Origin of the sequence: Vulcanisaeta sp. JCM 16159, from assembly GCF_001316265.1 — an archaeon.
In the GTDB taxonomy this organism is placed as follows: Archaea; Thermoproteota; Thermoprotei; order Thermoproteales; family Thermocladiaceae; genus Vulcanisaeta.
Genome location: NZ_BBDN01000003.1, coordinates 165,611 through 188,359 on the forward strand (window position 1 = coordinate 165,611; position 22,749 = coordinate 188,359).

A 22,749-nucleotide genomic window follows, 5' to 3' on the forward strand; every position below is an offset into this window, starting at 1 on the left:
TAATTATTAGGTCGTGATGTCTATAGTGAAATTTGAGCCGGAAACCAGGAGGGTTCAATTAACGGGAGGCGCAACCCTAATAGTTTCACTGCCAAAGGAGTGGACTAGGCAGGTGGATCTTAAGCCTGGCGATGAGGTCCTCGTAATACCGCAGCCAGACCTATCGCTACTTGTTGTGCCCAAGAAGATGGTTAAGGCGCCGCTCCTTGAGTCATCAATAAACGTTACCCAGGACCTATCAAACATAGATCACTTGGAGAGAGTATTGCTGGCTCATTACCTATCTGGTTATGATATATTTAGGCTTAATTTTGATGTATCGACGCTGAACCTTAAGAAACAGGTTAAGGATATTGTTCGGAGAAAGCTGACAGGTGTTGAGATTATCGAGGAGGGCAGAAACACACTTGTTATTCAGAACCTCGTTAATGTGCCTGACATAAACATTAGGGACATAATAGTGAAGCTTGGTAAGACCGTCGTTGGTATGATTGATGACTTAAGAACACCGATAGAGAATGGTGATAAGGCAGTGGCCACCGACATTATCGAGAGGGATAACGAGGTTGATAAGTTCTACTGGCTCCTAAATAGGCAGTTGAAGAGGGTCCTCGTCAGTAAGCATGCCCTAAGCCTATCTGGCATTCAGGACCCAAGGAGTATTATTGAGTACGCAATAATTAATAAGTCGTTGGAGAGGGCGGCCGACCATGCAGTTAAGATAGCCCGAGAGATCGTGAACCTTAGTGATAAGTACATATTGATAATGCCGCAGGAGCTTAGACAGAAGTTCAGTGAATTGCTTAGTAAGGATTCCGTGATAATGAATAATGTTGGTAAGGCAATGACGGAGAAGGTGGACATGAGGGAAATTAATTACATAATTGATACTGTTAAGTATGAGATACGGTCAGCGGTGGACTCGCTCGACTCGTCACTATTGAATTACAACCTAACCACTCAAGCGGCGGCATCCGCTAGACTAATACTGGATAGTATCTATAGAATCGCTGAGTATGCATCAGATGTTGGCGAAGCATTACTTAACCTTGCAATTGAGCAGTTTGGTTGATTCGACCAAATTTGCTAAAAACTAAATTTTTCAAAAACCATTGTTACTATATCCTCAAAAAAAGTAATGAGTTGCCTTAAATATTATTAATTTAAAGCCGCAACTTCCCAAATAACCAATTAAATCTTCCCAGTTAGATAATGATGATTGAGTTAGGATAACCATGCGAACTCTGCCCTGGCACACCAACTGTATTAATGACCTGGTTACCTCATTACCATGAGGTCCACCGAAAATCCTCCAATCCTCACTCCAATTACCTGGCAGGTAAGGCGGATTACTAATTACTATGTCAATACGGAATCCAGCCTTAATCGTGTCCAGGAGGTTCGCAGTTATGACATCAGCATATTGATAGAGGTCATTATCAATTAGGTTTATCCTGGTATTCATTGATGCGTTGTAATCAATATCAACAGCTAAAACCCACGTAATACCCTCTTTATTTATTACCTCCTCCAGCGCCGCCAGTGTTAGTATACCTGTTCCGGAACCCGCATCGATTATACGTAAATATCCGTGATTAGCGTAATTATTTAAAACCCAGCGAAGTAACTCAACAGTTTGCCAAGTATCCTCAGCGGGGGATATACATCGCCTAACACTCTGATTTTCATATTACCTAGCTACCTAAAATAATACTATATATATTAATACGGAAGGTATTAGCAGAAATAGCGTTCCAAAGAGTAATGAGTACTCCATGGGCTTTCCTGAACTCATTGAGAGTACCGTGGAAAGTATTACCAAGCTAATAAGCGGTAAAAATGCCTTAAGCAAGGCGTCGATTATTGAGAGTGGGTAGGGTGGTAACCACGGCGTTATCAACGCCATTATCGTTGGGTATAACGATATCGGTATAAGGGATGTTAAGATACCGCTCAACAACTTAAGGTCAATAATCTCGCTGCTGAGTAGGTACCTATAAATAAATAATGCGATGCCGAGATAGGCAAGTACTGATATTATCGTTACGCCTACTGGCATGGAATTCATACCTTCCGCAAAAATCAAGAGTAGTAATTCGTAATTCTGTATGAAAGCCGTGACTAGACCAAGGACTATTATCACCATTGAATAAATAAGTAATGCGTTTGGCCCAAGCCTATACATATTTATTATTAATGGTCTCATCAGTAATATATCAGTTAGTTCATCGGTTTTTATACTCGGTTTCTCAGTACCCTGGTCAAGGCTTATTATCCCATCGATTTTTTTCTATAAGCATCCTACCTTTACTCGTTATCTTCACATACGGTCCATCCCTGATAATTAAGCCATTAGCTCTTAGTATCTCAACGTCGTAGTAAATAGATGATTGGGGGGCATTCAATTCTCTCCTCAAGTCCGATATCCTCATGGTTCCCCGATTAAGTAATAATCTCAATATCTGCAGTCTCCTTGGCTTCAATACGATATTACTTACATCATCAACGTCCCTACTCATTACAGCAATACCTATAGAGTAAGTATAAAAGAGTTCTTTCTTGGGAGTATTCTGTGGTTAGTTTTGATGATTTGAAGGTTTCACTGAGTACGTATATAACAAGGAATAAGCGGGTTACTTACCAGGACCTGCTGAAGTGGTCATCAAGTAATAAGGTAGGTAATGCACTACTGTACCTAATAATTAGAGAGTTAATTCATGAAAAGAGGTTTAAGGTTTCCGGGGAGTACGTAATTGGAACCATAAGAATTGGTAATAACGACATTAAACTATCAATACCAATGTACATAGAGGTACCTGGGGAAGTCACTAAGCAATCAATACCTACAAGGCGTCAGGCTAAGCAAAGACGCACTAGGAGCTCAAGCATTTTGGAGGTGTTTAGTGAAGATAAAAGGCCGGAGGAAAAGCGAACCACGGTAGAGATTAATGAGAATGTAGTAAGGGAGGTAAGGACAGAGACTTCTAAGGAGGTTAAGCACGAAGATGCGCAGCAAAAGGCTGAGCCTAAGGTTGAGGAGCGCAAAGAGGAGGTGCGGAGTATTAATGAGGCGAGAGAGCCGAGAGGGAGAATAAGGAAACAGCCGGCTCTATTAATATTGAGGGGACAGGCACTCCAACGGACTATTCGACAGTGCCCATGGAGGACTTCATGGTAATGCTTAGGAGAGTCATTGAGGAGGAATTACCACAGAACAGGGAGGAGGGTTATAAGGTTGCCATGGCAATGCTCAGTTACCTGCAGAGGTATTGGAGTGTTGGTGAATTGAGGCTTAAGTTCGATATTGCCAAGCAACTTGGCAGCACCGGTGAGAATATCATGAGGATTGAGGATGGGGTCTTAAGGGCTCTCAGGAGGTTGGGTATTGTGGAGGTTGTGGAACCTGGCGTTGTTAATAGGGTTAAGGAATTACCCAAGGAATTCGTTAAGGTTAGGCTTGACTCACTATTCACTTAGTTACGCGGCCACCTGCTTGAGTCTCTCGGGAGTCGTGTATACCTCGGTCCTGTGCCCCTTTGATACAAGCACGAGTACGCCCTTACTGGCAAGAGCCTTAGTACTTGGTATGCAACACTTATTTTTGTGTTAAACCTAGTGGCTACTAGGTACGGTGTCGCATACTCCCACTTGACTACCTCCTTCTCAACATCGCTAAGGAGCTTTTGATCAATGAGTGATGCTTTAGCTGTTGGCCTCTCCTCAGTAGCTGCCTTCTTACCCCTCGCAGCTGGTTTGGCGGGGGCTTGCTGTTGCTTTTCCTGCTTCTTTGCTAATTGCGAGAGTGTTGGTTTCTTCTTTCCACCCATACAGGTCAGTAACCCTACCGCACCTCCCTTTATAAACTATTCTTTTCCTCCGCACGGGAGTTAAGTATTATGCCTATGATTGTGTCGGAAAGGTTTTTTTAAGTGCTTTTTTTAAATCATGAATAATGCCAAATCCCACTTATCGTATTGAGAATATTGTCGCCACGGTAAACCTCGGCATTGATTTAGACCTGGACAAACTCGCGGAGAGACTCCCAGCGGCTGAGTATAACCCTGAGCAATTCCCTGGTTTGATCCTAAGGTTGCAAAGGCCGAAGATATCAGCATTGATATTTAGGACAGGTAAGATGGTGTGTACAGGGGCTAAGAGTGAGAATGAGCTTAAGAGGGCCGTCAAGGAATTGGTAAGGCTGCTTAATGAGCATGGGGCTGACGTACCGCTCACACCGGAGATACAGGTACAGAACATAGTGCCTCCGGCAACCTGCATGCTGAAGTTGATATTGAGAAGTCGGCGTTAATGCTTGAGAATTCGATGTACGAACCCGAGCAATTCCCCGGCCTGATCTATAGGATGGATGACCCGAAGGTCGTCCTACTAATATTTAGTTCAGGCAAGATAGTGTGCACTGGCGCTAAGAGAGAGCAGCAGGTCAAGGATGCAGTCTTTAAGATACACGATGTGCTTAAAGACATTGGTGCTTTATACGAGGAGGAGGGTAAGGAGGAAGAGGAGTTTTGATGTCCATGTTCCCAGAGGCAGTACCCATAATAGGCCAGGAAGTTAGTCGAGTACCTAATTTAGTATTTACGAATAAGTTAGCAATGGAATTAAGAGGTGAGGTTGGTCCTGCTATTATAAAGAGACTAAGAATGCTGAGTAAGGAGGCCATTGGTATTGTTAGGATCAATGGAAGGATCCACGCCAGACTCCCAAATTCATTAAGCAAGTTTGATAAGGCAATCGTAATACTAGGGCCTGGGTTGGTGAGTCGTGGCTCAGGTACATAATGAGTCTCTCAAATACTGTAATTGGCTTCACGTTCGACTCACTAATGAGGATTATGAATGCAAGACCGCACTTACTTAATATACCTAATGAGTTGTTCATAGACCCAGTAATCAATGGTGAAACACCGGTACTGCCTAGGGCAATACCGAAGGTTGCCATTGATTGGTTAATGGATTATGTAGACTCGGGGGGTGACCTCTACGTGCTGGTACGTGGTGACTCCATAAATAATATCGACTTAATAATGCACTCGCGGTTGCTTTTCACTTATGATATTAAATTGGCCGAGCTATATAACGGCATTATTAAGGGTAACCTTGCTGGTAATTCAAAGGTGATTGTAAATGCTAGGTGTGATTTTTGTGGTGGTTCACCAACTCCAATCTGCGCATTAATTTGTTCCGACGTAGACTTAATTAGGGAGGTTAGGGTTGAGTAACATGAGTTCACCGAAGAGAAAGGGTTCTGCGCATGAGAGGGCCTTGGCCAATAAGTTATGGGATATGGGGCTTGCGGTACTTAGGGGTTGCTCATCGGGCGGCGGTGTTAAAAAGAGGTTTGTGCCTGACATTGTAGCTATAGGTCCCGGCTTCGTACTGGTAATCGAAGCTAAGTATAGGTCCGAGAGGGGTTCCATAAGGATTGAGGGTGAGAAGGTGGAGAAGCTACTGGAGTTTGCGCGTAGGGCGAGGGGTGATGCGTATATTGCCGTGAAGTTTAAGGGCGATGACTGGCGTTTTCTACCGATCACGGACAAGGGGGTTATCGTTGTGAGACTGATGACTTAGGCAGTGCATATACACTTGAGCAATTGATTAATAAATACGTGAGTAGATCATTAACCGAATACTTAAGGTAATGTTGATGATTAATCTTTAATATTTTCTAAATCCATGAGTACTTAATGTCGTCAACTATACAGCGGGAGATAAAGGCACTTGTTGACCAGTTACTTAAGACCTCGGAAACTAAATCACTGAGATTTACGCGGGTTAGTATTAAGGCTTCTGACAATGGCTTTGAGGTGAATATAAAGATATACCTTGAGCATCCGATACGTCTCAGTAGTGTTTATGAATTGGCAAGGTCAATGGTTAGTAAGTATGGTATTACAATGGACGATATAATGATATACTCACCTCACTCAAGGGCCATTAAGCTCATCTTCACCATTAAGAGGAGGTAATTTGCGGTAAAGCTTATTTATTGCGGAGATTACTCACATATTAATGAGTGCGCAATCGTATATTAAATGGCTTGGCCATGCGGCCTTCGAAATAATGCTAAGCGGTAAGAAAATCCTAATCGACCCATGGATCTCCAATCCACTCTCTCCCGTGACTCTTAACGAAATATCCAATGTCGACTTCATACTCATAACGCATGACCACTTCGATCACTTAGGCGAGACTATAGATATCGCTAAAAAAGACGAACGCCACCGTTGTCGGAGTCTTCGAACTCGTTAATTACCTCGGTGAGCAGGGTGTTAAGAATACCATAGGCATGAACGTCGGTGGTTCCGTAAAGTTAACCAGTGAGATCGAGGTTTACGTAACCCCGGCTCTTCATAGTTCGAGTAGGGGCGTACCCGTGGGCTACATAATAAGGGCTCCTGAGGCAACGATATACCACGCTGGAGACACTGGGTTATTTAGTGAGATGGATTTGCTGGGTAGGTTATTTAAGATCGATGTGGCTATGTTACCTATAGGTAGTTTATTCACCATGGACCCCAGACAAGCCGCCTACGCATTAACAATGCTGAGGCCTAGGGCAGTGGTACCCATGCACTACAACACATTCCCAGACATTAAGCAGGACCCGCAGCAGTTCAAGGAGCTTGCGGAGTCCATGCTCCCGGACATTAGGGTATTTATATTGAAGCCTGGTGAGATTTTACAATTGCCAATCAAATAACCAATTGGTGCCAAGCCCTTAATATTTAAAATCTCTCAAATGCTTCGTTGCTGGTATGGGTAATTTCGATGTTATTGTTGTTGGCGCGGGTACTGCCGGTTCCTATGCGTCATACTTACTTGCCAAGGCGGGGCTTAACGTCGCCTTAATAGAGATGAAGGGTAAAGATAGGGTTTTTAAGACGACGGGTGACGCAATCGGCATTCACCATATCGAGCGAATGACCATTAAGCCGCCGAGTGACGTATTCATGATTAAGTATGAAGGTGCCGAATTATTCAGCCCCGACCTATCAATTAAGTATGTAGTGCTTGGTAAGGGTTTTGGGCTTGATATGGCTAAGTGGGCTCGGTGGTTAATTGGTGAAGCAGAGAGGGCCGGCGCACACATCTTTGATAACCACAAGGTTCAGGGACCAATAATTGAGAGTGGCATGGTTTCAGGGGTTAGGGTGCTAAAGCCTGACGGTTCTACGGAAGAGTTTAGAGCCAAGGTGGTTATTGATGCCAGTGGTGTCGGCGCTGTCGTTAGGAGTAGGTTACCGCGTGAGTGGTGGGTCTCTGAGCATTATTGCCTGAGGACGTCTCGAATGCCTATAGGGAGATTATCCAGGTTGATTATGATATTGAGAAGCCCGAATTCATAAAGATATACCTAGACGCTAACATAGCGCCGGGTGGTTACTGGTGGCTATTCCCGAAAAGCCGAAATATAATGAATATAGGGCTTGGCCTATGGGGTAAGCTGAGTGAGGAGCAGGGATTGAACCCTAGGCATAATTATGATAAGTACCTCGCCAATAGCCAGTACACTAGGGGCAGGAAGATAATACATGTGGGTGGAGGTATAGTGCCAACGCGCAGGCCATTACCGTCACTAGTGGCCAATGGCTTCCTAGCTGCTGGCGATGCGGCGGTCACGGTCAATCCAGTACATGGTGGTGGTATAGGCCCTGCCTTGCTCTCGGCCGAGTTGGCTTCTAAGACGGTGCTGGAGGCCTTTGAAAAGGGTGACTTCACCGAGAGGGGGTTATGGAGGTATAATATTGAGTATCTAAGGGCTTATGGGATAAAGCAGGCAATGCTTGATGTGTTTAGGCTCATGCTTCAAACACTCACTAATGATCAATTGAATAGAGGGTTAAAGGCTAGGCTGCTCACTGAGGATGAGGTGCTTGAGATCTCCGAGAAGGGCTCGCTGGAGTTATCGCTCATTGATAAGTTAAAGATTGGCCTACGACTAATGAAGGTGCCTGACGTGGCGTCTAAGCTAAGGCTTGCGCTGAGGTATATGGGCGAGGTCAAGAATTTATACGAGACCTATCCAGAGAGTCCCAGTGGTTTATCGAGTTGGTATGGTAAATTAACAAGTGTTTATCATGATTACGCGGGTAAGCTTGGCATAACTTTGAAATGGTTAAGTAATACCTAATACCTTAGGTATGTTCTTTTCGAAGGGTGGGTAGATAATACCCTTCTCGGTTATTAGTGCAGTCACGTACTTGGGAGGTGTAACATCAAATACTGGATTAAACACAGGAACGCCCTCAGGGGCTATTGGCACACCCCTAATCTTCCTAACCTCGTCAGGATCCCTCTCCTCAATCTTCACATCCTCAACCCTACTCTTCATGTCGAAGGTGGATGATGGCGCTATTGCGTAAAACGGTATACCAAGCTCATGAGCAATCACGGCCTCCTTAAACGTCCCAATCTTATTATACACATGGCCATCCCTGAGTATCCTATCCGCACCAACCATCACGCTACTGACCATGCCCCTGTACATTACGTAACCGACTGCCGTATCCGTTATCAACGTGACTGGTATCCCATCAACCATTAACTCATAAGCAGTTAACCTAGCACCCTGGAGCCACGGCCTAGTCTCCGGCGCAATAACCGATACCTTAATACCCAATGCGTGGGCGACCCTCACAGGCGCCGTAGCAGTCCCAATGCCAGTACCCGTTGCCAACCCACCGGCATTGCATTGTGTTAATATAGTGTCTCCATCATTTATCTTCTCAAGCCCATAAATGCCCATCATCAACTCCGCATTAAACTCCTCATCAAAAATAGCCTTAGCCTCCCTCCTCAAGACCTCGACTAACTCCTTCACGCTCTTAGCCTCACCATTATTCACGGCATCCCTAGCCTATTGTACATCCTCTCCGTAGCCCAGAAAAGATTATGCGCAGTTGGTCTCGCGGCATTGAGGATCTCCCTAGCCCTAGCCAACTCCCTTAGGGCTTCATCAAGTGTTGATTCATTGCCGTGGGCTACGGCTAAGACCATCCCGTAAGCTGCCGTTATGCCTATTGCTGGTGCTCCACGTACAACCATCTGCCTAATGGCATTGGCTGTTGATGCGGGGTCCCTCAGCTCTACGTAAACCTCCTCAAAGGGCAATTTCCTCTGATCAAGTAGTACCAGCGTATTGTCATAATCGCGCCAAGTTATTGGCCTTAACCTGGGCTTTATTTTGTTTTTCAATTCCTCAATATTGATTCTCATACCTTACTGATAATAATCAATGACTTTTAAGTCTTTTTAACAAGCTTTAGCCCAGGTATTTCTCACGCAGGTAATTCAGCAGGTACGTTGGATTATACGTATCGTTGAAGGACCTTATGAGTAACTCCTTAGGCGGGTATATGGCGCCGTACTTACAAATCCTATCCCTCAGGAACTCTCTAATCTCATTAAACCTCTTGCTTGCAACCTTGTTCCTTAGCCCAGGGAGTTTTGCATAGATCATTCCAGCAATGACGTTGCCCAATGTGTAGGTTGGGAAGTAACCGAAGGATCCCTGGGACCAATGAATATCCTGGAGAACACCCTCAGCATCATTCCTAGGCCTAACACCCAGGTACTTATCCATGAAGTCGTTCCAAAGTGATGGTAGGTCAGACACATCAAGCTTACCGGCTATCAACCCCTTCTCTATCTCATAACGAAGGGCTATATGGAAGTTATAAGTTACCTCATCAGCATCAACCCTAATGAGGCTCGGCCTAACAATGTTAAAGTACTTGTAAATGTCCTCTTCGCCATAGTCCTTAAGGAATGGCAGCCTCTCCTTAAGTAATGGGTATATTAAATGCACGAACTCCCTACTCCTACCAACAACATTCTCCCAAAACCTAGACTGGCTCTCGTGAACGCCCATGGAGACTCCACGGCCGACGGGCGTCATTTCCAGGGATGTCGATCATTAACTCATACATTGCGTGACCGCTCTCATGAATTACGGAGAACATCGTTGATCTAAAGTCCTTACCTTCATACCTAGTGGTTATTCTGACATCGTTTATGGACATACTTGTTGTGAATGGATGCGCGGACACGTCCATGCGGAACCTCGTGCCCACGGGCATATCGAGTATCTTAAGTAACTCCTCATTGATGGACTTCATGACATTAACATCGTAAGGCACATCCTCAAGTGGATGCTTACTTGGGTACCTACCCTCACTCAACACCTTCTCAAGTATTGACTTTAGGTTAGGGAGTAATGTGTTGAATACGTTATCAGCATCGTTAACTGTAAAGCCCTCTTCATACAAATCCAGCAGCGCATTGTATGGGTGTCCCTCATAACCAAGCTTATCAGCAATAACCCTCTCTAGCTCCACAATCTTTGATAGGTATGGTTTAAACTTCTCAAAGTTCGATTCTCTTCTCGCTTCCCTCCAAACCACGGCAGCCTTCGTAGTTACCCTATTTAATTCCTCAATAATCTCAGGGGGAATTGACGTGTAGTACTTCAACTCCCTCTTCAAAACCCTAATGACGCCCTTCTCAATATCCGTTAAGTCCTTGGCATCCTCATACTTACTAACCAAATCCCTAAGCCGAAGAAGGTACTCCCTACGTATGAGCGCTAGGTAAGCCAACGCCTCGCCACGTGCTGACGCGGCCTCAACGGGCATATTAACCTCGAGGTCCCACCCAAGCAGTGAGTTTGCGTGGTCAATGGCCCACACGAATTTGTATTCCCTGAGTAGGTTATCAATCTTCATTAACACGTTAACCGTAACATCCTAATTAAGCATTTCCTCTATTGCATGAGTTAATTAATAGAGAGATAAGGTTGTATAATCGAATGGCCGTCTTTAACTTACTCAACGATAAATTGCCAAGTCCCAACTCCCTCCTAACATCGCTTATTAATGAACCACAATTATCCATATTAACCCCCAGTTTTTCACATACGCAGCTCCAGTCATTGCAAGTCATAATCACGTTCATAACATCCCTAACCTTACCATCACATGACTTCATGGCTAATGTAAATACGGTATTTACTAAATCACCAACAGCGTCGTAAATCACGTTCTCAATGACGGTCCTCAATTCATCAATCGTCAGTACGACTGATTCCTCAAGATTTATCACAGAAACTCCTAACTCATCGGCCAAGGCCTTACTCGAGTCATTACTAAAGCCTCTGGCCACAATTAGGGGCTTCGCGTTTAGTACCTTGGCATTAACGTATGCCTGCCTAATGGCGCTAACGTCGATCTTGCCTGACTTGACCTCAATGGCGTACTTATTGCCCGAGCCATCCTCAGCCACTATGTCGACCTCGCCAACCTCAACCCCATTAACGGTGACCTTAACCCTCCTACCAAGGACCCTAAGCCCAAGCCTACTCAGTAGCTCGGCCACGTAATCCTCAAACCTAACGCCTACATTAGCCACTAACTAATATTGCGCAAACCCTTTAATTAATTTTGATATTTCTTAGTCCAGTGATGATGGTTTGCAGCCCTGAGTAAATGACGAAACCACTGAGCACTGATTTCATAGCTTAAGATCTGTTTGTGGGTTTGCCATGGTGCTCATTAATGTGTTCCTAAGCTTAACATACTGATTAACCGAGTTATTAATTATGCTGTTCACCTCATCTCTCGTGAAGGCGCCCGTAACCTTTTGAATAGCCACAACGTTACCACCGGCAATGCCAGTTATATATATGCCATCGGACAAGTCCTCCTCCTCACGGGTTGGGTCAATAAGCAGTAAGTTGCCAATCTTAACGTGGGTTATGGTTAATGGTATTTTATCGATATTAAGTGCAAGTGGCGATCTAGCGCCTTTATCTATCCTCAGTATATTGCCTGTGGGGTCTAGTTCGACCTTCGGTAATGCAGTATTCATCAATGCAGTAACGGCCGCTATCGTTGATGCATCCACTAGGTTACCATCATGGTTGAGCACGTATATGTCGACCCATAGGAACCATGCATGTTTACCTGTGACGATTGAGAGCGACTTAAAGTCTAGAAAGCCGCTGTGCCTTATTGCCCTATCCACGACCCTGGCTATCTCAATGGCGTTCTCATCCGGTGGCCCCGGCTCTATGTCCGGTGATGCCGTTGGCGCTATCTCTAGGTTCACGATTAACGCGCCCTCGTCTGGCGTATCCTCAAAGGGCTTTCCAATCTCAACCTTTACACCAGCCATTACCTTGGTATTGCCGAGGGATACAAGGGAACTTCCATCCGCGGTCTTTACAACACCAACCCTAATACTTAATGCTCTATAATCATTCAATCCCCTATTATCAATCCTAACACCCTGCTCAATCATCTTCCTCATGACATCTTGCTTAAGCTTCGGAATAACACCCCTTTCCTGGGTTACACTCAGCATTTAGGGAACTGTCAACTTAAGTCCTTTTAACTTTATTCGTCTATGTATTTTGGGTATTAAACGGTTAATGACATCGAGGTTTCAACGTACTTACTTAAGGGTATTCTTCTCGAGCTTATATATCTGCTCAGCGGCCTTAAAGGCAAGGTCAACGGCTTGGCTAACCTCAGCGGGGGTCCATTCACCATCGGCTTGCATTAACGTTATTAATCCACGTCCATACATAATGGCCAGGGGCATATCACCCTCGCCATACTGATCCTCAAGTTGATTAAGGTCAACGACTATGGTCCCGGAAACCTTACCTATGGAAACACCAACCAGTAAGTCCCTCATTGGTATTCCAGCGTCTGCCAACGCTAACGATGCGGCCGTTATACCAGTGACTCTGGTACTGCCGTCGGCCTGCAGTACCTCTATATAAACATCAATCGCCGTTCTCGGGAATCTCTCAAGAATAACCGCTGGTTCAAGTGCTGTCCTAATGACTTTGGATATCTCTATCTCCCTCCTGGATGGTGTTGGGCTTTTCCTACCTCGGATGTGCTAAATGGGGTCATGTGATACCTAACCCTCAGTATGGCTTTGTCGGGCAACTCAAGGTGCTTCTGAGGCACTTCCCTTGGCCCATAAACCGCGGCCAATATAACAGTGTTGCCATAAGCAACTAACGCGCTGCCCTCGGCGTTATTTATCACGCCGACCTCCATCCTAACGGGCCTATGCTCGCTTGGTAATCTACCATCACTCCTCTTGCCATTGGTAAGCAGGGGTACCGGGGGTTGCTTACCCATTGGTTTTCATTTCTAACCTTGAAATATAAAAGCATTTTTAAGGGGTGGATTTCCTCAATTATTTATATGGTCACAATTAGGGAGGCCCGGGAAGGCGATGTAGATGCATTGGTTGATCTCGTAATTAGGCTAAAAAGGCTCAATAGTGAATTCGATCCGCTCTTCAGCGCTAGGAATGACTGCGCAGAGCGTGCCAGGGAATATCTACTGAATGCGCTACGTAATAGCAAAAACCACCTAATACTTGTTGCCGAGGACATGGGGAGGATAGTCGGTGTGTTGAAGGCTGACATTAGGGAGCGATTATTCTACTCACCAAGTATTGAGGGCGCAATTGTGGACTTCTACGTAATGCCTGAGTACAGGCGTAAGGGGTTGGGTAGGATGATGCTTGAGAGAGCCATAACAATACTCCGTGAGAGGGGTGCCCAGTTAATAACGGCGGAATTCCCAACCCAGAACCAGATAGCCGTAAACTTCTATAACAAGATGGGGTTTAGGTCACTCGTTAGCATCTACGCGAGGGAGACCTAGGTCAGGGTAGGTCAAAAACCCTCGCAATCCAATCCCCCAACTTGTTACCAACCATTACGTAAACCTTAATCCTTGGGCACTCCTCAATTATCACAATAGGCACAATTATCATGCTAAACAATAGGTTGTCAGCTTTTATTATCCTTGTTGCCACGGGCTCCAGTTTATCCACGGCCTCCCTAGCCTAGGCGCATAGTTATTATTTGCTGTTATGACATCGCCAATCAACGCACCAATGGGTTTACCACCCTGTATTATCAATACATGGTCATTACTTAACTGCGTGCTGGTTAGGCTTAGGTTTATCGTGATGTCAATATCACTTAGAAGGCTCGTTAGGTGAAAGCCTTATTGCTCACTAGGTGGTTGAAGATTGTAATTACTTGATTTAATGCGCAGTCCTTAGGTACGTCTATTGCCATAAAACAACCGCCGTTTTTCAAATATTTTTCTAAGGCCCTGGAATACTGGAGGCACCTAAACTCGTCACTGTTCATTATCATTTCCAATAAATTACCCGTGTAATTTATCTCATCCCTTCTAGTGAGGTTCAGTAGTTTTATGGCTTCATTGATTGATAAACCCTCGGCTAACTTATCAATAACCTCCCTCAATGCGCAATTCCTAGTGGCTAACCTATACAGTAGATTGGGTAATTCCTGGCCACCACTAATTATAGCCTTGCCCAGTTCCTCGGCTTCCTTTGTTAATTTACCCTGCTTCCAAAGACCCAATGCCGACAGTGTTGGTATGATTACCCTGTAATTCGACCTACTAAGCCCGTGTGAGTCCAAATACTTCATTATGCCCTCAGTGTCATCACCCTGCCTATTTTTCACAAGAAATGCCACTATGTCGAGAAGCTTAGAGATTGGTAGCCTAATGTACCAACCTCTTAGGTTACACGGACTCGACCTTAGGGCATCATCACCCTCCCTAATCGTTAATAAATCCCTAACCTCAGTGCCTAATGAACTAATGAGCTCATTGATTGACCTAGCCTTAAGAATGCGTGTTACCCCATCACCCTCAATAATCACTTGATACTCACCACTCTCCTGAATAATCCTAATACTCAGGTCCACAGTTTATCATTGCTCCGACAGTATTTAAAGCACTCATTCTAATCATAGTGGTAATACCCGTTACTGCATTAACAAGTCTTGCAATGCCAAAGGCCCTGTGAATAAAAATGCTTTAAATGACTTAGATCTAGAACACCCTTGATATGGCAGTTAACGTAGTCACGATATTAGAGGTATTAATAGTAATAGGTACATCGCTATGGGCACTACAATACCTGGTTTCAAGGAAGACCCACGCATATGAAAAGCCAATGTTAATCAACGCCCAGGTGGAGAATCTACCAAAGGTCTCAATCGTACTGCCCGTTTATAAGGAGAGAAGGCAAAGCATTGAGAAAACACTCGACAGCATATCATCACAGAACTACCCAAAGACACTCCTCGAAGTTTTGATAGTAATTGATAAGGATGACGTACGCACACTCAACGAGGCGCTAAAAGCCACTGAGAAATTCCTGGGCTCACTTAATATTAAGTTAATTATTAACGAGAAGACGGGACGTAGGCTTAAGGCGGTGGCCATGAATACGGCAATAAGGCATGCCGGCGGTTTAATCATTGGGTTTTATGATGCTGACGACATGTTCCCAAGGGACCAAGTCCTCAACGCAGTCCTCCTAATGCTTGAGCGGAACTACGCAGCCGTGGGCACCAGGGTATATAGGTTCAGGGATAGTGTGCTTGGTGGATTGATGTACCTGGAGTCAATAGTTTGGTACAACGCGATAATACCATTTCTTAAGTCCACGGTCAAGATAACGCCACTATCCGGTGAGGGTCTCTTCATAAGGAAGGACCTCGTTGACTCAATACCGCAGAGTATGGCTGAGGACGCATTATTATCACTGAAGTTATCCAGTCGTGGTTACTCAGTGGGCCTACTGGATTCCTATGTTTATGAATTAGCGCCTGTGAACATTATCAGCTTCATAAAACAGAGGATTAGGTGGAATAAGGGTTATGCCCAGAACTTCGTTTTGATACTTAGGCAGGGTATCCAATGGAGCTATGCTTTTAGGGTGCTGGCGCTGTACATATTAATAGCACTACCCTCGGCCCTACTGTTAATTTCCGTGATTGGCTTCATCGCGGTTGCCTACATGACCGTAATAGGGAGGGTATTTACGCTAGGTTCCCTATACCAGTTAGTGCTTGCTATGATCGTCTCCGAAGTCGTGGTTCTATACCTAATGCGTGACTTCATAAATGAGAGCATGAACATTGGGAGGGCAATAATCCTATTGCCAGCATATTGGTTATTGCTTGGTACCGTGACGATAACATCACCGCTAATGCCAATCAATAATTGGTTAAAGACAAATCGTTAAATACTCACTATCCCCACATTACTGGTGGGCGCCACCTTACTACTCATCACCACTTGATAACCAACTCTCCTGGCCATCCTGTCGATGATGTTTACCACGGTATTCAACTCATCATGCGTGAGCCCCAGGTCAACACTATCAATAAGCAACACAGAACCTGGTGGTGTGAGTATTAATTGAACAAGTATTGGTAGTAAGGCCTCATTTTAAGGCTGGCATGAAACATGGGAACCCACCTATTACTTACCTTAATATAGCCTGAAACCCTCTTTGGAGCCGTGAAACCCGCCTTAATACCCTCTATGCCAAGTTCATTAATTAAGTTCATTAACTCATTGTAAACACTCTCGTACTCAGGCCTTGTCTGTATCACGGAAAGCTGATGCACGGTGTACTGGCCATCAGATCCCACGGAATTACTCGGCAGATCCACGGTGGTTTCGTAATCCCTCTTCCACCAACAAACCCTGCCCTCACCAAGATAGTAAAACTTATTCTTGAGCATGTTCCTCAGGATAAACGACAGGGAATAAGCCCTCCTTGATGCATCCCCATCGCATACAATAAATGCATCCTCATGCATGACATGTGTCGGTGCCATGCAAAGCCTGGTGTTTACAGGGTATCTCATGAAGCCCTCATTACCGACCTTCTCAACCATAGCCACCAACTCATTGTCTAGGTACAGCTCCTGGCGAACCCAATAATCCCTAAGTCTAAAGCTATAGTGATAACCAATGACGGAACCCTTACCAAGTTCAAAACCTACGCTACGCCCAAGGTTCTCCCCATCCTCATCAACCTCATAATAAACACCAATCGTTATCACCTCATTGGGGTCCAACCCATAGGCCAGGTCCTCAGGTTCATGAATAATCAACAAATTACCCTCAAGGACAAGCCACTCCTCACCCCTGCTCTGCATTAGGAGTGCCAGGGCCTCCATCAAGCTCGTCTTACCTGATCCACTGCGCCCAACAATTACCGCATTGCCATCCAGGTTAATTGTTACCCCACTACCCAGGCCCTTGAATCCCTTAACTATCGTCTTTACGAGTCTCGTCATCCTCATCAACCAATGCGTAGGCTATTATTAATATTCCGCTAACATTACCAAGACTAACATTACTAACGTTAATACCCATCTGCCTAATACTACGTGATCCAACAACATTACTTAACTCACTTAATGCCTTGTTCAGTGTTTCATCAAGTCGATTCAACGCCACATCAAATTCAACACCCCTAACCAACTGACCGACGCTTACGTTTAGCGGTATAAACTTCCTAACATGCACTATTCTGGTCATCAAACCCAACTATTCACTGAAGGATAAAATACCTTTCCGTCCGGATAAGCCTTATATTTGATTCAGGTAAATGCTGCATTAAAATGGAGGTTGTATTTACGCCATGGCGTTGGGCTTACATAAGATCAACAAATAGTAAGGGCGGTGAATGCGTGTTGTGCGCATACCTGCATAACAGTGACGAATTAGTGGTTTACAGGGGTAGGCAGTGCTTTATTGTTATGAATAAGTACCCATACAACATCGGCCACGTAATGATAGTGCCCAATAGGCACGTACCATCAATCGCAGACTTAAGCAAGGATGAGTTGAGCGAATGCAGTGCGCTGCTAATGGCGATTATCAAGGCGTTGGCTAAGGTTCTGGGTATCGGCTATGGTGATTTTGACATTGGCATAAACATTGGCAGGGTTGCCGGCGCGGGCATTGAGGAGCACGTGCACATACACATCGTTCCCAAGCCCTCAGTGGTATCCTTCAAATCAATAGATGTGGGGTTCGTTATGGAGAGGACCAGGGAATTAGCGGGCAAGCTTAGGGAAACAATTCCGCAATTCATTAGTTAACGCGTTAATTACCCTGGGTATTCTACGGTCCAATACCTAATTAACCATGACGCATTTACGACCTATTCAAGAATGTACTTTTTATAAACGCTTAATTCAATGAAAAGTGTGCCATTCACAGGTGAGCCATTAAAGGCGTTACTCACGGACGTGGTTACACCCAAATACGTGTACTCACTAATGAATTCCCTTAAATGCGGATCAGTAACCAATAGCGAGTTCCCAGTGCTAACAATAGGTACTGGGACAAGGCAGGTACTCCTAATAGCTGGTTTCTCAATAAATGATTACAGGATAAGTAATACACTAGTTTACATGGTGCTTAATAAATGCATGAACCACGTATACCCAATACCCACATTTAGCGCCTCACAATTAGGTAATTGGTCAATTAGAATAATACCCATGGCAAATCCCTGGCCCTTCAGCTCATGGGACATCATTCGAGGTAAAAGTGGGTTTTACGCAATTGATGATGAGGGCATCCCTGTAAGGTATGATGCATTAACACTCAGGAGCAGGTACTCAGTGAAGCTACATAATATTGTGCATGAAGTAAATCCCGAGCTCATAATAATGCTCATAGGCTCCGATAAATGGTCAATAACAACCCCAGAACTAATAAGGATTAATGACTATAACACCGAAAAACCAGACCCAGCTGACTTCATGCATCACTTCTCCTATGAGAATTACCCCACAATAATACTATCAATACCCAAGGATGCCGAGATGCGTGAAATAGCCAATGAGGTCGTCCGACTAATTAAGGAATACAACGTCAAGCCACGGGATGCCAAGCCTCTCGAGGTCGTGGTTAAGGTTCACGGTGACATTGATAACATATCCAACGTACTTAAACTCCATGGACTTTTAGTAAGTGCTGACGGGGATAAGCTAATTATTAAGGCGAGTAATAGGTCTCAGTCATTATTAAATGCATTGGTAGATAATGGTTTAATTGAGTATTACTTCGATGTCGAGATCTCAGAAATTCACCTTCAATAATCCCTACATAATTTAATAAATAATTAAATAGTCAAGGTGCAATACTTAGAAAACTTAATTATTCCCCAACCCAAAGTAATTAGACTATGGAGAAACTTGCACTTGCATACTCAGATAAATACCTGGACTATAACTTTGGCCCATGGCACCCCTTCAAACCGCATAGGGAAAGGCAACTAGTGGAGTTGCTTAGGGAACACGGTTTATTGAGTTCCTACGTTGACCTGGTAGAACCCAGACCCGCCTCAGATGAGGAGTTAATGCTTGTTCATACGAAGGATTACATTGACTATGTAAAGAGGGCGAGTATAAATGGTGTTGGTTACTTGGATTACGGCGACACACCGGCCTTTAGGGGAATTCATGAGGCGGCGACCATTAGGGTTGGCGGTACATTACTCGTAACAGAGCTCGTTAACGGGGGTAAGTACGTTCACGGCTTCAACCCAGGCGGTGGATTCCACCACGCAAAGCCCAGCGAGGCAGCAGGCTTTTGTGTGTATAATGATATAGCGATCGCCGTTAAGTGGCTTAGGAAGCACGGTATTGGGCGCGTGGCTGTGGTCGATATCGATGTTCACCATGCTGATGGTACGCAAGTAATCTTTAACAGTGAGGATGTGCTCTTAGTATCGACGCATGGTTATGACGGTCAATTCTACCCAGGTACTGGCTGGATTGATGAGGATGGCATTGGTGCAGGCAAGGGTCTTAAGGTGAACATACCATTACCGCCGCACACGGGTGATGACGTATACTCCATGGTTATTGACGAGATAATAAGGCCAATACTTGACAGATACTCACCTGAGTTTCTTATTCTCCAATTTGGGGTTGACGCACATACAAGTGATGAGCTGGGGATTCTTGACTTAACCACGGAGTCTTACCTTAAGGTCCTCGGTACCATTCATGAGATGGCCCATAAGCATGCCGGCGGTAGGTTAGTCCTGACAGGTGGTGGGGGCTATAATATCTGGAACACGGTTAAGACTTGGTTCCTTGCCACGGTATTTCTCACGGACCCAAATAGGCTTAGTCAGTTCTCGAATTACTTTGACCAAGAGCCCACAAGGACCCCAGGCCGTTATTATGAAGAGGCATTATACATAATTGACGCAGTAAAGCAAAGATTTGGTTTATGAAACTACTCAATATGCGATACCCTCTTTGTCTGGAAGGACCTTATCTTAATTATGATCCTGTACCCACAGTATGGGCAATGAACACCGGGTGTTATCATATCCTCAAGTGAGAATACCCTACCGCACCTGAGGCACATGTACATCTTTCGACCAGCAACCTCACCAGTGGCCTCTTCACCAACCTCTCCACTCAATGTACTAGCTGGTTCCCTCTCACCACCCTCCTCAAAGAATTCCTCACCCACGCTGTATTGATGAAGCAGACCCCTTAAATTTGTTTTGCATTATTCTCTGAACCCTATCCTCGGCGTTGATTCTACTCAGAACTGGCAATACTCCCGTGGCTACGAAGCCCTGCCACGACTTATCACCAGCAGCCATCAATTCCCTAATCCTCGTACCACTATAAACCTCCTTATTAAAGAATGGCGTATTAAGGACTTTAATGCCGCCGTACTCAAGACATAACTTCGTAAACTCATCGTTTGTGTAGGCTATGTCGAATGATGGGCATTGCTCATGAACATAGGCATGCCATAACGCCGAGTCACCCTTTGTGTCAGGTACTGCGCAGTACATGACCTTCTCGATTAGGTTCAACTCCCTGAGCATTGAAACCAGCATCTCAATCCTCTCTCCAACAGTGAACGGATTCCTAGGCGTAAACGACTCATTCGCTGATCCAATGGCAATAACCAACTCATCATGCCTACTCAATATCCACTTAATTACTTCCTCGTGCCCTCTATGCAACGGTTGAAACCTCCCAACAAACAATGCCCTAACCATACAGCGCCAGTTAATGAGGGGTTATTTTATCTATTTCCTAATTCCTAAATGATTATACTTAATAAGCATTAAGGAGCAGTAATAATTATATGGTTAGTATTAAGGAGACCGAGGTCGTGCTTATCGAGCCGTCCAACCCTTCGACATTAACTCACTAGGTAATTTATTCGGTGGCCGAATGCTCGAGTGGATGGCCAACATAGGAACGGTAGCCGCCACCCGATTCTCAAGAGGTCCAGCCGTCCTCGCATACCTAGACAGGCACTTCTTCATAAGACCCGTCAGACTTGGTGAATTCGTAATACTCAAGGCCAGGGTTGAGTATGCCGGTAAATCATCCATGGAAGTCCGTATTGAAGCCTCGAAGGAAAGCCCAGGTGGTAAGCAGGAATTGGTGACGATGGCCACGGCATCCTACGTGGCCGTTGACGAGTATGGAGTCCCAAGACCCATAAATAACGTACTTGAGCCCACTAATGAGGAGAGACGGGTCTACGAGGAGGCCAGGAAAAGATATGAGGAGAGGAAGATAAAGATTGAGGATAGGAAACTTAGGAGATTCGACCTTACAGACCCAACTAAGGGACTTAGGTGGCGCGTTGAGTCTAGTCGCTGGGCCACGCCGTCGGATGCCTTCATCGGTAACCTGGTGTCTGGCGGTAGGTTATTGGCTTGGCTCGACGAGATAGCCGGCCTACTCGCGGCCAGGTACTCAGGTGGCGCCGCAGTGACGGGTTCCGTGGATGAGACGGCATTCTACGCGCCAATTAGGGTTGGGGATATAGTCACGATTAGGGCTGGGATTACCTACGTTGGTAAGGCGTCAATGGAGATAATGCTCGATGTAATTGCCGAGGGAGCTTATGGCCAGGCTAGGCATGTGTGCACGGCATACTATACGTACATTCACGTCGACAGTAGTGGAAGGCCGGCGCTATTCCCGAGTACGTGCCCAGCAATGACTATGAAAGGAAGTTGTTCATGGAGGGCGAGAAAAGAAGGCAGGTTAGGGATGAGGAGTTGGCGAAGATTAAGAAGATGTGGACGAGCCCTGGGCCTTAGTGCCCACCTTCTTCTCCTTATACTGAGTCACTATTGACCTAACCCTATCGGTTAACCCACTTGTGTGGCTCTCGCTCTCTATCAACTTTATTATCCTGGCAATAAATGTTTCATCCCCTGGATCTTTACACCTAATCCAAACCCTACCATTCTGGCCAACAGTCACGTCACAATCAAGCTCCTCACTGAATATGCCAACCATCGAGCCCCTCCTACCAATCACCCTAGCCACCTTACTCGCATCAATCTCAACCAGCGTCCCACCCTCAATCCTGCCAAGCCTAGCCTCCTTAAGGTCAATGTCACTGGATAATCCTTGGTTAGGTTGAAGTCCACAATCCTGGCGAGTACAATATCCCCAATGCCCAATAGGCTTTTTAAATCAACAGTCGTTAAATCAACAGGCTTAAGAGTGGCCTCCTGAACAGGTAGGTATGCCGAGTATGGGGATTTAATGTCGATAACCCACCCAGTGAGTCCAATATCAACCACGTAACCAATAACCACATCCCCAACCCTCGGATTATAAATACCACTAAGTGGTATGACCTCCACATCCCTCTCACCCCTGATGTTTATGAGCCCAACAACCGCCGAGTAGGCAATATTACCATCCCAGTAAACACCGCCACTAACGTTGTAATCCCTAGTGGCCACGGCATCCCCAGGCAATACGATCTGCCTATCACTTACGTACAGAGGCATAATTAAGATAATCCTGTGGGTTCCCTATTTTATTTTTAATCCC

Annotated in this window: 32 protein-coding genes and 5 pseudogenes; 18 read left to right on the forward strand and 19 right to left on the reverse strand. The window is 45.1% G+C overall.

The genetic code is table 11. From position 1 onward, the window contains the following. Nucleotides 1-16 precede the first annotated feature (16 nt). Nucleotides 17-1,072, forward strand: coding sequence for a phosphate uptake regulator PhoU (locus JCM16159_RS03800; RefSeq protein ID WP_054857003.1), 1,056 nt, complete (start codon nt 17-19; stop codon nt 1,070-1,072). A gap of 54 nt (nt 1,073-1,126) precedes the next feature. Here JCM16159_RS03800 and JCM16159_RS03805 read toward each other — a convergent pair whose 3' ends face one another. Genes JCM16159_RS03805 through JCM16159_RS14290 form a run of 3 tightly spaced genes read right to left on the reverse strand, consistent with a single transcriptional unit; the run spans nt 1,127 to nt 2,519 of the window. Then, on the reverse strand, nt 1,127-1,663 hold the full coding sequence (locus JCM16159_RS03805; RefSeq protein WP_367834272.1) for a methyltransferase: 537 nt from the start codon (nt 1,661-1,663) through the stop codon (nt 1,127-1,129). A gap of 39 nt (nt 1,664-1,702) precedes the next feature. Beyond that, nucleotides 1,703-2,206 carry a hypothetical protein gene (locus JCM16159_RS14285; protein WP_243665794.1) on the reverse strand — a complete coding sequence of 168 codons (504 nt, stop codon included), beginning with the start codon at nt 2,204-2,206 and terminating at the stop codon, nt 1,703-1,705. A gap of 55 nt (nt 2,207-2,261) precedes the next feature. Further along, nucleotides 2,262-2,519: an ArsR family transcriptional regulator gene (locus JCM16159_RS14290; protein WP_243665795.1), complete on the reverse strand. Its 258-nt coding sequence runs from the start codon at nt 2,517-2,519 to the stop codon at nt 2,262-2,264. A 53-nt stretch (nt 2,520-2,572) separates the two neighbouring features. Here JCM16159_RS14290 and JCM16159_RS03815 point away from each other — a divergent pair, with 53 nt between their 5' ends. Together JCM16159_RS03815 and JCM16159_RS03820 are read left to right on the forward strand one after the other, a co-directional pair. Continuing rightward, complete coding sequence (locus JCM16159_RS03815) at nt 2,573-3,178, forward strand: hypothetical protein (RefSeq protein ID WP_054857004.1); 606 nt, start codon at nt 2,573-2,575, stop codon at nt 3,176-3,178. Then, nucleotides 3,154-3,477, forward strand: a complete 324-nt coding sequence (locus JCM16159_RS03820; RefSeq protein WP_243665796.1) for a hypothetical protein — start codon at nt 3,154-3,156, stop codon at nt 3,475-3,477. Before JCM16159_RS03815 ends, JCM16159_RS03820 begins: the two co-directional genes overlap by 25 nt. Here the strand turns inward: JCM16159_RS03820 and JCM16159_RS03825 are convergent. Further along, nucleotides 3,474-3,827, reverse strand: coding sequence for a 30S ribosomal protein S25e (locus tag JCM16159_RS03825; RefSeq protein WP_367834260.1), 354 nt, complete (start codon nt 3,825-3,827; stop codon nt 3,474-3,476). The two genes, JCM16159_RS03820 and JCM16159_RS03825, sit on opposite strands and share 4 nt — an antisense overlap. Before the next feature lie 125 nt (nt 3,828-3,952). On the opposite strand from JCM16159_RS03825, the pseudogene JCM16159_RS03830 reads away from it, so the two are divergent. The 8 genes and pseudogenes from JCM16159_RS03830 (at nt 3,953) to JCM16159_RS18475 (ending at nt 8,151) form a co-directional block, all read left to right on the forward strand. Next, nucleotides 3,953-4,530: pseudogene (locus JCM16159_RS03830) on the forward strand (TATA-box-binding protein). Continuing rightward, entirely contained in the window at nt 4,530-4,799 is a 270-nt protein-coding gene (locus tag JCM16159_RS03835; RefSeq protein WP_054857006.1) for a hypothetical protein, read from the forward strand. Before JCM16159_RS03830 ends, JCM16159_RS03835 begins: the two are co-directional and overlap by 1 nt. Next, a complete protein-coding gene (locus JCM16159_RS03840; protein ID WP_054857007.1) occupies nt 4,799-5,239 on the forward strand; it encodes a hypothetical protein in 441 nt (146 codons plus the stop codon). The genes JCM16159_RS03835 and JCM16159_RS03840 overlap by 1 nt, the downstream gene beginning before the upstream one ends. A 1-nt stretch (nt 5,240) precedes the next feature. Continuing rightward, a complete protein-coding gene (gene hjc / locus JCM16159_RS03845) occupies nt 5,241-5,588 on the forward strand; it encodes a Holliday junction resolvase Hjc (protein WP_243665797.1) in 348 nt (115 codons plus the stop codon). Nucleotides 5,589-5,704: 116 nt separating this feature from the next. Further along, complete coding sequence (locus JCM16159_RS03850; RefSeq protein ID WP_054857008.1) at nt 5,705-5,986, forward strand: hypothetical protein; 282 nt, start codon at nt 5,705-5,707, stop codon at nt 5,984-5,986. Nucleotides 5,987-6,029: 43 nt separating this feature from the next. Next, nucleotides 6,030-6,720: pseudogene (locus tag JCM16159_RS03855) on the forward strand (metal-dependent hydrolase). 55 nt (nt 6,721-6,775) lie between these two features. Next, nucleotides 6,776-7,366: an NAD(P)/FAD-dependent oxidoreductase gene (locus JCM16159_RS18470; RefSeq protein ID WP_367834261.1), complete on the forward strand. Its 591-nt coding sequence runs from the start codon at nt 6,776-6,778 to the stop codon at nt 7,364-7,366. After that, entirely contained in the window at nt 7,291-8,151 is an 861-nt protein-coding gene (locus JCM16159_RS18475) for a hypothetical protein (RefSeq protein WP_367834262.1), read from the forward strand. The genes JCM16159_RS18470 and JCM16159_RS18475 overlap by 76 nt, the downstream gene beginning before the upstream one ends. Here the strand turns inward: JCM16159_RS18475 and JCM16159_RS03865 are convergent. From JCM16159_RS03865 to JCM16159_RS18485, 6 genes and pseudogenes are all read right to left on the reverse strand, one after another. Further along, a pseudogene (locus JCM16159_RS03865) lies at nt 8,137-9,236 on the reverse strand (S-methyl-5-thioribose-1-phosphate isomerase). The gene JCM16159_RS18475 and the pseudogene JCM16159_RS03865 overlap by 15 nt on opposite strands. A 46-nt stretch (nt 9,237-9,282) precedes the next feature. Beyond that, nucleotides 9,283-10,744: pseudogene (locus tag JCM16159_RS03870) on the reverse strand (carboxypeptidase M32). A gap of 25 nt (nt 10,745-10,769) precedes the next feature. Further along, the gene (locus tag JCM16159_RS03875; protein ID WP_054857009.1) at nt 10,770-11,426 is read right to left on the reverse strand and encodes a restriction endonuclease; all 657 of its coding nucleotides are present in this window, start codon (nt 11,424-11,426) and stop codon (nt 10,770-10,772) included. A 102-nt stretch (nt 11,427-11,528) separates the two neighbouring features. Then, nucleotides 11,529-12,380 carry an exosome complex protein Rrp42 gene (gene rrp42 / locus JCM16159_RS03880; RefSeq protein ID WP_054857010.1) on the reverse strand — a complete coding sequence of 284 codons (852 nt, stop codon included), beginning with the start codon at nt 12,378-12,380 and terminating at the stop codon, nt 11,529-11,531. A gap of 90 nt (nt 12,381-12,470) precedes the next feature. After that, nucleotides 12,471-12,737 (reverse strand): hypothetical protein, encoded by a 267-nt coding sequence (locus JCM16159_RS18480; protein WP_367834273.1) that lies wholly within the window; start codon nt 12,735-12,737, stop codon nt 12,471-12,473. A 39-nt stretch (nt 12,738-12,776) separates the two neighbouring features. Continuing rightward, a pseudogene (locus tag JCM16159_RS18485) lies at nt 12,777-13,174 on the reverse strand (exosome complex exonuclease Rrp41); the annotation flags it as partial. Nucleotides 13,175-13,240: 66 nt separating this feature from the next. Here JCM16159_RS18485 and JCM16159_RS03890 point away from each other — a divergent pair. Continuing rightward, nucleotides 13,241-13,708, forward strand: a complete 468-nt coding sequence (locus JCM16159_RS03890; protein WP_054857011.1) for a GNAT family N-acetyltransferase — start codon at nt 13,241-13,243, stop codon at nt 13,706-13,708. Nucleotide 13,709: 1 nt separating this feature from the next. Here JCM16159_RS03890 and JCM16159_RS14295 read toward each other — a convergent pair whose 3' ends face one another. Beyond that, a complete protein-coding gene (locus JCM16159_RS14295; RefSeq protein ID WP_243665798.1) occupies nt 13,710-13,880 on the reverse strand; it encodes a hypothetical protein in 171 nt (56 codons plus the stop codon). Nucleotides 13,881-13,919: 39 nt separating this feature from the next. On the opposite strand from JCM16159_RS14295, the gene JCM16159_RS18490 reads away from it, so the two are divergent. Continuing rightward, nucleotides 13,920-14,051, forward strand: coding sequence for a hypothetical protein (locus tag JCM16159_RS18490; protein ID WP_367834263.1), 132 nt, complete (start codon nt 13,920-13,922; stop codon nt 14,049-14,051). On the opposite strand, the gene JCM16159_RS03895 is transcribed toward JCM16159_RS18490, so the two are convergent. After that, nucleotides 14,044-14,793: a hypothetical protein gene (locus JCM16159_RS03895; RefSeq protein ID WP_243665799.1), complete on the reverse strand. Its 750-nt coding sequence runs from the start codon at nt 14,791-14,793 to the stop codon at nt 14,044-14,046. The genes JCM16159_RS18490 and JCM16159_RS03895 overlap by 8 nt on opposite strands. Nucleotides 14,794-14,936: 143 nt before the next feature. Here JCM16159_RS03895 and JCM16159_RS03900 point away from each other — a divergent pair, with 143 nt between their 5' ends. Further along, a complete protein-coding gene (locus JCM16159_RS03900; protein WP_054857012.1) occupies nt 14,937-16,121 on the forward strand; it encodes a glycosyltransferase in 1,185 nt (394 codons plus the stop codon). Here JCM16159_RS03900 and JCM16159_RS14300 read toward each other — a convergent pair. From JCM16159_RS14300 to JCM16159_RS03910, 3 genes are read right to left on the reverse strand one after another with little or no spacing between them, the layout of a single operon-like run. Then, a complete protein-coding gene (locus tag JCM16159_RS14300; protein ID WP_243665800.1) occupies nt 16,118-16,273 on the reverse strand; it encodes a hypothetical protein in 156 nt (51 codons plus the stop codon). The two genes, JCM16159_RS03900 and JCM16159_RS14300, sit on opposite strands and share 4 nt — an antisense overlap. A gap of 20 nt (nt 16,274-16,293) precedes the next feature. Next, nucleotides 16,294-17,187 (reverse strand): ATP-binding protein, encoded by an 894-nt coding sequence (locus tag JCM16159_RS03905; RefSeq protein ID WP_054857013.1) that lies wholly within the window; start codon nt 17,185-17,187, stop codon nt 16,294-16,296. Next, complete coding sequence (locus tag JCM16159_RS03910) at nt 17,159-17,431, reverse strand: hypothetical protein (RefSeq protein ID WP_054857014.1); 273 nt, start codon at nt 17,429-17,431, stop codon at nt 17,159-17,161. Before JCM16159_RS03910 ends, JCM16159_RS03905 begins: the two co-directional genes overlap by 29 nt. Nucleotides 17,432-17,514: 83 nt before the next feature. Between JCM16159_RS03910 and JCM16159_RS03915 the strand changes: the two genes are divergently transcribed. The 3 genes from JCM16159_RS03915 to JCM16159_RS03925 all read left to right on the forward strand — a co-directional run bounded on the left by JCM16159_RS03915 (nt 17,515) and on the right by JCM16159_RS03925 (nt 20,150). After that, complete coding sequence (locus tag JCM16159_RS03915) at nt 17,515-17,997, forward strand: HIT domain-containing protein (protein ID WP_054857015.1); 483 nt, start codon at nt 17,515-17,517, stop codon at nt 17,995-17,997. A 99-nt stretch (nt 17,998-18,096) separates the two neighbouring features. Then, on the forward strand, nt 18,097-19,005 hold the full coding sequence (locus JCM16159_RS03920; protein WP_243665801.1) for a hypothetical protein: 909 nt from the start codon (nt 18,097-18,099) through the stop codon (nt 19,003-19,005). Between the two features lie 86 nt (nt 19,006-19,091). After that, on the forward strand, nt 19,092-20,150 hold the full coding sequence (locus JCM16159_RS03925) for an acetoin utilization protein AcuC (protein WP_054857017.1): 1,059 nt from the start codon (nt 19,092-19,094) through the stop codon (nt 20,148-20,150). Nucleotides 20,151-20,152: 2 nt separating this feature from the next. Here the strand turns inward: JCM16159_RS03925 and JCM16159_RS03930 are convergent, their stop codons facing one another. Together JCM16159_RS03930 and JCM16159_RS03935 are read right to left on the reverse strand one after the other, a co-directional pair. Beyond that, a complete protein-coding gene (locus JCM16159_RS03930) occupies nt 20,153-20,293 on the reverse strand; it encodes a DNA-directed RNA polymerase subunit P (RefSeq protein ID WP_048057262.1) in 141 nt (46 codons plus the stop codon). 94 nt (nt 20,294-20,387) lie between these two features. Then, complete coding sequence (locus JCM16159_RS03935) at nt 20,388-20,939, reverse strand: nicotinamide-nucleotide adenylyltransferase (protein ID WP_054857018.1); 552 nt, start codon at nt 20,937-20,939, stop codon at nt 20,388-20,390. A 178-nt stretch (nt 20,940-21,117) separates the two neighbouring features. On the opposite strand from JCM16159_RS03935, the gene JCM16159_RS03940 reads away from it, so the two are divergent. Further along, nucleotides 21,118-22,038 (forward strand): acyl-CoA thioesterase, encoded by a 921-nt coding sequence (locus JCM16159_RS03940; protein ID WP_243665802.1) that lies wholly within the window; start codon nt 21,118-21,120, stop codon nt 22,036-22,038. Here JCM16159_RS03940 and JCM16159_RS18495 read toward each other — a convergent pair. Next, nucleotides 21,970-22,233: a KH domain-containing protein gene (locus JCM16159_RS18495; protein WP_367834264.1), complete on the reverse strand. Its 264-nt coding sequence runs from the start codon at nt 22,231-22,233 to the stop codon at nt 21,970-21,972. The genes JCM16159_RS03940 and JCM16159_RS18495 overlap by 69 nt on opposite strands. Further along, a complete protein-coding gene (locus tag JCM16159_RS03945) occupies nt 22,221-22,706 on the reverse strand; it encodes a hypothetical protein (RefSeq protein ID WP_367834265.1) in 486 nt (161 codons plus the stop codon). The genes JCM16159_RS18495 and JCM16159_RS03945 overlap by 13 nt, the downstream gene beginning before the upstream one ends. Nucleotides 22,707-22,749: the final 43 nt, after the last annotated feature.

Coding starts and splice junctions, on each gene's coding strand:
- JCM16159_RS03905 (WP_054857013.1), bottom strand. CDS start 17,187: ATGACGAGACTCGTAAAGACGATAGTTAAGGGATTCAAGGGCCTGGGT.
- JCM16159_RS03900 (WP_054857012.1), top strand. CDS start 14,937: ATGGCAGTTAACGTAGTCACGATATTAGAGGTATTAATAGTAATAGGT.
- JCM16159_RS03940 (WP_243665802.1), top strand. CDS start 21,118: ATGCTCGAGTGGATGGCCAACATAGGAACGGTAGCCGCCACCCGATTC.
- JCM16159_RS03910 (WP_054857014.1), bottom strand. CDS start 17,431: ATGACCAGAATAGTGCATGTTAGGAAGTTTATACCGCTAAACGTAAGC.
- JCM16159_RS03890 (WP_054857011.1), top strand. CDS start 13,241: ATGGTCACAATTAGGGAGGCCCGGGAAGGCGATGTAGATGCATTGGTT.
- JCM16159_RS18490 (WP_367834263.1), top strand. CDS start 13,920: ATGACATCGCCAATCAACGCACCAATGGGTTTACCACCCTGTATTATC.
- JCM16159_RS03925 (WP_054857017.1), top strand. CDS start 19,092: ATGGAGAAACTTGCACTTGCATACTCAGATAAATACCTGGACTATAAC.
- JCM16159_RS03920 (WP_243665801.1), top strand. CDS start 18,097: ATGAAAAGTGTGCCATTCACAGGTGAGCCATTAAAGGCGTTACTCACG.
- JCM16159_RS03800 (WP_054857003.1), top strand. CDS start 17: ATGTCTATAGTGAAATTTGAGCCGGAAACCAGGAGGGTTCAATTAACG.
- JCM16159_RS03915 (WP_054857015.1), top strand. CDS start 17,515: ATGGAGGTTGTATTTACGCCATGGCGTTGGGCTTACATAAGATCAACA.
- JCM16159_RS14290 (WP_243665795.1), bottom strand. CDS start 2,519: ATGAGTAGGGACGTTGATGATGTAAGTAATATCGTATTGAAGCCAAGG.
- JCM16159_RS03825 (WP_367834260.1), bottom strand. CDS start 3,827: ATGGGTGGAAAGAAGAAACCAACACTCTCGCAATTAGCAAAGAAGCAG.
- JCM16159_RS18470 (WP_367834261.1), top strand. CDS start 6,776: ATGGGTAATTTCGATGTTATTGTTGTTGGCGCGGGTACTGCCGGTTCC.
- JCM16159_RS03945 (WP_367834265.1), bottom strand. CDS start 22,706: ATGCCTCTGTACGTAAGTGATAGGCAGATCGTATTGCCTGGGGATGCC.
- JCM16159_RS03835 (WP_054857006.1), top strand. CDS start 4,530: ATGTCCATGTTCCCAGAGGCAGTACCCATAATAGGCCAGGAAGTTAGT.
- rrp42 (WP_054857010.1), bottom strand. CDS start 12,380: ATGCTGAGTGTAACCCAGGAAAGGGGTGTTATTCCGAAGCTTAAGCAA.
- JCM16159_RS14285 (WP_243665794.1), bottom strand. CDS start 2,206: ATGAGACCATTAATAATAAATATGTATAGGCTTGGGCCAAACGCATTA.
- JCM16159_RS03935 (WP_054857018.1), bottom strand. CDS start 20,939: ATGGTTAGGGCATTGTTTGTTGGGAGGTTTCAACCGTTGCATAGAGGG.
- hjc (WP_243665797.1), top strand. CDS start 5,241: ATGAGTTCACCGAAGAGAAAGGGTTCTGCGCATGAGAGGGCCTTGGCC.
- JCM16159_RS03850 (WP_054857008.1), top strand. CDS start 5,705: ATGTCGTCAACTATACAGCGGGAGATAAAGGCACTTGTTGACCAGTTA.
- JCM16159_RS03840 (WP_054857007.1), top strand. CDS start 4,799: ATGAGTCTCTCAAATACTGTAATTGGCTTCACGTTCGACTCACTAATG.
- JCM16159_RS03930 (WP_048057262.1), bottom strand. CDS start 20,293: ATGTACATGTGCCTCAGGTGCGGTAGGGTATTCTCACTTGAGGATATG.